The following is a 6,040-nucleotide window of genomic DNA, read 5'->3' on the forward strand; positions in this document are numbered from 1 at the left end:
ATGGGGTCAACCATCAGCAAGTGATTTCCACGGCTCGCTGCAACAATGTCATTGAGCAATCGCACCGATCTACACGGCGTCAGGAACGACAACAACAGGGATTCAAACGAAAAAAACGAGCGCAAGAATTTCTGAGGTTGCACGCCCGAATCGAGAACATCCACCATCACGCCCGAACCAGCGTTTCTACCTCGATCAGACAAAGCAATCAGAAACAAGCGTTCCAGACGTGGTCAATAGCCGCAGTAGGGGTGGCCTGAAGTTCAGATCACCCCTGCCCTCAGTCTGCCACGGGTCAAGTTAAGGCAACACACCCCTTCCAGGTCATCCTGGTGCCGCTGTTCATCATGAGCAGCCGCCTGGGCTTGGTGGACAGCTACGCCGGGCTGATCCTGCCCGCCCTGGCCAGCCCGTACAGCGTGTTCCTGATGAAACAGTTCATCCAGACGCTGCCCAGCGACCTGATCGACGCGGTGCGTGTGGACGGCGCGCACGAGTTCACGATCTTTACGCGCATTATTCTCCCGCTCATTAAACCCGGCCTGGCCTTTCTGGGGATCATTACCTTCATCGCGCAGTGGAACAGCTTCCTGTGGCCGCTGATCATCACGCGCTCCGCCGAGATGCGCACGCTCCAGGTGGGACTGGTGCTGCTGCGCGAGGAGGTGCCGCTGTCCTACGGCGTTCACATGGCGGGCGCGCTGCTGGCCGCCATTCCCATCGTGATCGTGTTCCTCAGCAGCCAGAAATACTTCCTGCGCGGCACCACGGTGGGCGCGGTGAAGGGATGAGGGCCGGACCGACAAAGGCCACGGTCACGCTCGATCTCGATGGCGTCCTGATCCAGAATCCGTTCGGCAGTTACGTGGTGCCGACTGTGCTGAGCCATCTGGAAGGCAGTGAGCGGCTCAGGGGTCAGGACCGCGACCAGGCGCACCGGGAGCTGCGCGGGGCCATCAACGCGGAGTGGCAGCGGCGTATGGACCGCCGTGACTTCGTGGCGGCCTACCACTGGGACGACATCTACGCCGCAGTGGGCCAGGCCTACGGTGTGGATCAGTTGCCCGACGTCACCCGCCTGGTGGAGGAAGGGGCGGCGTAGGGCCATGTGCGCGCGCTACCCGGTGCCCATCAGGCCCTGGAGTTGCTGCGGGACGCCGGTTTGCGCGCCGTGGCCCTGACCAACGGATACCGCCGCTACCAGTGGCCGGTCCTTGAGGCGCTGGGGCTGGCCCCGCTGTTCGACGCCCTAGAATCGCCGGAGGCCCACGGCTACGCCAAGCCCAGCCGGAACTCTTCCGCGCCGTCGGCGAGGTGCTGGCCCATGTGGGCGACACGCTTGAACACGACGTCCTCGGGTCCAACCTCGCGGAGGTCAGGGCGGTGTGGGTTGTTCCCGAGTTGCCGGGGCCGGACCCCGTGGTGGAGGGCGCGGCGCTCAGCGGTCCCGACTTCAATGCATTTTTCGGCGAGATGCAGGGCAGGGCCACCTACCTGCGGCACCACCCGGTGGCCACGACTGCGCTGCTGACGCCCTGGGTGGCGGTGCGGAATGTGCTGAACGGTGCCCGGGCCATCGTCGGGCGGCTCACCTGAAACCTGTTTCCCAAGCTACCTTTCTGCTGAAGATTCTCACAGAAGATAAACGTGCCTGGTAGCGTACATCCCGGCATTCGGTCGGTGTTCCAGCCCCCACCGACTTTGGCCGGTGGCCATTTAGTTTCGCGTCACCTTGCGGGGTGAAAGTTGTCTGTGAGCGTGCGCGTGCCAGAATGCAGTCGCCAATAATACCCCAGCAATGACGCTCCAGCCGGGTCTCCTGGTTCCTCGCTCTCTCCCAAAACCGGACGGTGCCATTGCCGAAGTCTGCCCAAGCTCAACTCGCCCGCTACCACCACCTGGTGCAGGCGCTGGCTGCCCTGGCCCGCAACAGCCACGACGTCGAGGCGGTGGTGCAGGCGGTTCACCAACAGACAGGCACGCTCTTTCCCGCCCAGGTCACCCTGCTGGCCCTGCGCGAGCCTGACGGCCACTGGCGCTGGGAACTCTACGAGGAAGACCGCCGCTACACCCAGCGCCTGCCCTTTTACCCCGAGGGCATCATCGAGAGCGTTCTGGGCGGCCAGGCCCTGTCCATCCCCGACATCTACGCCTACCTGCACCAGCACCCCGTCCGCATGCGGCGGCTGGTCAACGACGATCAGGTGATCCTGGACGTGCATGCCGAACCCCAGCAGCCGGAGCGGCCCACCCGGTCCATGCTGTTCGTGCCGCTGGAGGTCCGCGGCCAGCGGACCGGGGTGCTGTCCATCCAGAGTCACGCGGCGGCGGCCTTCGATACCACCGATCTGGAGTTCTTGCACCTGCTCGCCCAGCACGTCTCGATCGCGCTGGAAAACGCTGCTTTGCGTCAGGAACTCGAACAGCTCACCCGCACCGACGCACTGACCGGCCTGCTCAACCGCCGGGCCTTTTCCCACGACGTGCCCCTCGCGCTGGACACCGCCCGCCAGGAGGGCCGGGCCGTCAGCCTGATGATGCTCGACGTCCACGAGTTCAAGCGGATCAACGACGACTTCGGGCACCCGGTAGGCGACGCGGTGCTGGCGACTTTGGGGCAGGTCCTGAAGCAGACCTTTCCTGTGCCGGACGTGGCGTTCCGGCTGAGCGGGGACGAGTTTGCGGTGCTGGTGTGGGAACCCGAAACGCGGCTGGAGATCCTGAGCGCGCGGCTGACGGGTGGGCTGCGGGCCGCCGACTGGCCGCCGGGACCGGGGCCGATCTGTTTGCAGGGCGGGGTGGCGCAGCCGCCGGCAGCGGCGGGCCTCGAGGAGTGGCTGTCGCTGGCCGACGCACGGATGTACCGCGCCAAACGGCAGCGCATCGTGGGCTGTCAGGTCAACTGGGGCCTCGATTTCGGCGACGCTCCTTTGGCCATGACGCTGCATTAGGCGCGGTGCCCGTCGCCCAGAGAATGGGCCAGGACCGGAACTGATCTCGAGCGGACACGGGATACTCGCCGCCTTCTGTCTGCAGTGAGGTTACCGTTGGTCGGGAGGGCAACGCCAGGCTATCCAGCACCGTCTTTCCACTCCTACTACCCGCTCAATGCTGGTCAAGACCGATTTGCCGCTGCGCCAGCGGTTCAAGCAAGAGCGACACGCCGCACTGAACCCGGACCATCGCTGCCACCGCCTGCTCGGCGGGCTGGGGCCGGGCGAAGTAGAAGCCCTGCCCCAGATCGCAGCCCAGACCCTGAAGGCGGGCCACCGTGCGGGCGTCCTCGATGCCCTCGGCCACCACCTTCAGGCCCAGGCTGTGGCCCATCGAGATGATGGCCTGGATAAAGGCCTTGTCGGTCTGGCTGTCCTGGATAAAGATGCGGTCGATCTTGAGGATGTCCACCGGCAAAGAGCGCAACTGGCCCAGGCTGGAATAACCCGTGCCGAAGTCGTCCAGGGCCACGCGCACCCCCAGCGCGCGTAGTTCCTGCAACTTCGCGCGCGCCAGGTCCCCGTCGGCCAGCACGGCACTCTCCGTGACCTCCAGAGTCAGGAGCTGTGGGTGACCGCCGTGCTCGCTCAGCGCAGCGCACACGTCCGCCACGAAGTCCGAGTGCGCGAAGCGGGTGGCCGACACGTTGACCGCCACGCCCACACCAGGCAAGGCCGCCTGCCACGCGCACATGGCCTGGATGGACTCGCGCAGCACCCAGCGCCCCAGCCGGCCCATCATCTCACGCGCCTCGGCCACCGGAATAAAGACGGCGGGCGAGACCATCCCCAGCTCCGGGGACGTCCAGCGCACCAAGGCCTCAAAACTGCGGACCTGTTCAGTGCGCAGATCCATCAGGGGCTGGAAATGCATGGACAGTTCACCGCGTTCCAGCGCGCCGCGCAGCAGCACTTCCATCTTCGCCTGGGGCATGTGCAGGCCATTGAGCCGCTCATCGGCAAAGCGCCAGGTGCCCTTGCCCGCCTGTTTGGCCCGGTACATGGCCGCGTCCGCCTGCGCGATGGCCGCTCCAGCATGGTCGGCGTCGCCGGGGGCCAGCGCCACCCCAATGCTGGCCGAGAGGTGGAGCAGTTCCGGGCCAATCTGAAACGGTTCCCTGACTGCGTCCAGCAGCGTCTCGGCCACCGCCGCTGCCTCCTGGGCCGCGTGTCCGGGCAGCGTCGCCACAAACTCGTCGCCGCCAAAACGCACGATCATCCCGCCGGGGGGCAGGTGCGCCGACAGCCGGTCCGCCACCGCCCGCAGCAGCCGGTCCCCCACCGGATGGCCGAAGGTGTCGTTGATCTCCTTCATACGGTCCAGGTCCACGAACAGGACCGAGACCACGGCGTTCCTGCTGCGGGCCTCGTCGATATGCCGTTGCAGGACCGTTTCCAGATCACGGCGGTTGCGCACGCCGGTGAGCGGATCGTGGTCGGCGCGGTGGGTCAGGCTCACTTGCAGGCGCTGGTTGTCGGTCAGGACCAGGAATTGACGCAGGGCGAACAGGCCCACCACCAGCCACAGGATCATCTGCTGTGGACGGTCCAGGGGTGTGCGCAGGTGGGTGACCAGGTAGATCACGAACACGCCCAGCACCGCGTAATGCGGGATCAGGCGTTTCCAGGCCTCGCCCGACTGGCGCTGCACGCTCGCCTGCCGCACGGCCACGGGCTGGGTGCTGCGGTAGGCGGTCCAGGCGAGCAGCAGCGCGCCCAGGGGCCAGCCGAGGTCGATCAGTGCGCCGGGGGCGTACAGATCACGGGCCACCGCGTGGTAATACACCACGTCGCTTCCCAGATACAGCAGCAGCCCCAGCGCCAGCAGGGCGATGACCCGCCGCCGGATCCCCAGGGGCCGCCACAGCGCCAGCGTCACGGTGGCGGCGGCCAGCAGCAGGTCTGCCGCCGGGTACGCCAGTGAAACCCACATCGCCGGCGAAGGCTCGGCGTACTCGGCCAGGGTGTCCCGGATGGAGGTGCGCCACAGCAGGTCGCCCAGCACCAGCGTGACCAGCGCGGCGTCGGTCAGGAAGCTGAGGGTATGAAGCGGTCCCAGCCGCTCCCGCCGCAGGGCCAGCACGCCCACGGCGAAGCAGGGCAGGGCGGCCAGATACCCCAGGTCTGCCAGCGACGGGAAGGGAGACTGGCCCAGCGCGTCGTAGACGGTGTAGATCAGCGACCCCAGTCCGAACAACAGCAGGCCGTAACTCAACCAGCGCCAGGTACGGGCGGTGGGGATGTTCGGTGCGCGCGCCACCTGCCAGGTCACTAGCGCCGCCAGGAGGGGCGGCGGCACGATCAGCAGGTTGGCTGGGAGCGGTGCCCACTCTCCGGAGGGTGCGCCCAGCAGCAGCCACAGGGCGTAGCCGACCATGTAGACGATCAACACGGTCAGGGTCCCGGTGGCGATTCGGATTTGCATCCTATGAGTGTTCTACATGAGCACTGACAGCGCAATGACATGAAGGAAATTTCAGGAAGCGCTGAGGGGGTGGGTTTTGACGGCTGCATATTTTCAACACATAGTTGGGCATCCTTGCTCTTGAAGAGCTGGAGTCTGAAGCGCTCGTTCGTGCCGTCTGGAACGGCGTGGAGGTGCAGGTGTCAGCCACTAAGTCCCAGGCGGACAGAAGGCGAACCCAACCAGACGCAATGACCCCGGCACGACAGCTTGTGCCAGTACCCGTTCCCTACGCAGTTTAGACGGTTGTGTTGCCTTAACCGGACTGGGGTAGGGTAACCATCCATGACCGACGCCAAGCCCTACCGACACCGCTTCCCAATGATCATCATCCAGCACGCTGTGTGGCTGTACCACCGCTTCCCACTCAGCTACAGAGATGTTCAAGAATTGCTGCACCAGCGCGGCATTCAAGTCAGTCATGAGACCCTCCGCGAGTGGTGCATGAAATTCGCTTCCCTGTTCGCAGAAGGACTGCGCCAGCGAGAACCCCGGCGGGGTTCCCGCTGGTACCTGGACGAGGTCTGCACGACGGTGGATGGCGTTCGGCATTGGTTGTGGCGGGCGGTGGACGAGCACGGCT

6 protein-coding genes and 2 pseudogenes are annotated in these 6,040 nt (G+C 65.7%); 6 read left to right on the forward strand and 2 right to left on the reverse strand.

Annotated elements, in window-relative coordinates; translation table 11 throughout:
* Window positions 1-218, reverse strand: a 218-nt coding sequence (locus tag Q322_RS24260) for a hypothetical protein (RefSeq protein ID WP_211248937.1), incomplete at its 3' end; no start/stop codon positions are given.
* Between the two features lie 108 nt (window positions 219-326).
* Here Q322_RS24260 and Q322_RS0119250 point away from each other — a divergent pair.
* The 5 genes and pseudogenes from Q322_RS0119250 to Q322_RS22030 all read left to right on the forward strand — a co-directional run bounded on the left by Q322_RS0119250 (window position 327) and on the right by Q322_RS22030 (window position 2,951).
* On the forward strand, window positions 327-791 hold the full coding sequence (locus tag Q322_RS0119250) for a carbohydrate ABC transporter permease (protein WP_342667672.1): 465 nt from the start codon (window positions 327-329) through the stop codon (window positions 789-791).
* A complete protein-coding gene (locus tag Q322_RS0119255) occupies window positions 788-1,102 on the forward strand; it encodes a hypothetical protein (RefSeq protein WP_029479477.1) in 315 nt (104 codons plus the stop codon). The genes Q322_RS0119250 and Q322_RS0119255 overlap by 4 nt, the downstream gene beginning before the upstream one ends.
* A 6-nt stretch (window positions 1,103-1,108) precedes the next feature.
* A pseudogene (locus Q322_RS25030) lies at window positions 1,109-1,279 on the forward strand (HAD family hydrolase); the annotation flags it as partial.
* 47 nt (window positions 1,280-1,326) lie between these two features.
* Entirely contained in the window at window positions 1,327-1,596 is a 270-nt protein-coding gene (locus tag Q322_RS0119260) for a hypothetical protein (RefSeq protein ID WP_156953178.1), read from the forward strand.
* A gap of 260 nt (window positions 1,597-1,856) precedes the next feature.
* Window positions 1,857-2,951, forward strand: coding sequence for a GGDEF domain-containing protein (locus tag Q322_RS22030; RefSeq protein ID WP_051668787.1), 1,095 nt, complete (start codon window positions 1,857-1,859; stop codon window positions 2,949-2,951).
* A gap of 154 nt (window positions 2,952-3,105) precedes the next feature.
* Here Q322_RS22030 and Q322_RS22035 read toward each other — a convergent pair whose 3' ends face one another.
* Window positions 3,106-5,418 carry a putative bifunctional diguanylate cyclase/phosphodiesterase gene (locus Q322_RS22035; protein ID WP_051668788.1) on the reverse strand — a complete coding sequence of 771 codons (2,313 nt, stop codon included), beginning with the start codon at window positions 5,416-5,418 and terminating at the stop codon, window positions 3,106-3,108.
* 324 nt (window positions 5,419-5,742) lie between these two features.
* Between Q322_RS22035 and Q322_RS0119275 the strand changes: the two are divergent.
* Window positions 5,743-6,040 (forward strand): annotated as a pseudogene (locus Q322_RS0119275) (IS6 family transposase); the annotation flags it as partial.

The organism is Deinococcus frigens DSM 12807, assembly GCF_000701425.1.
GTDB lineage: Bacteria > Deinococcota > Deinococci > Deinococcales > Deinococcaceae > Deinococcus > Deinococcus frigens.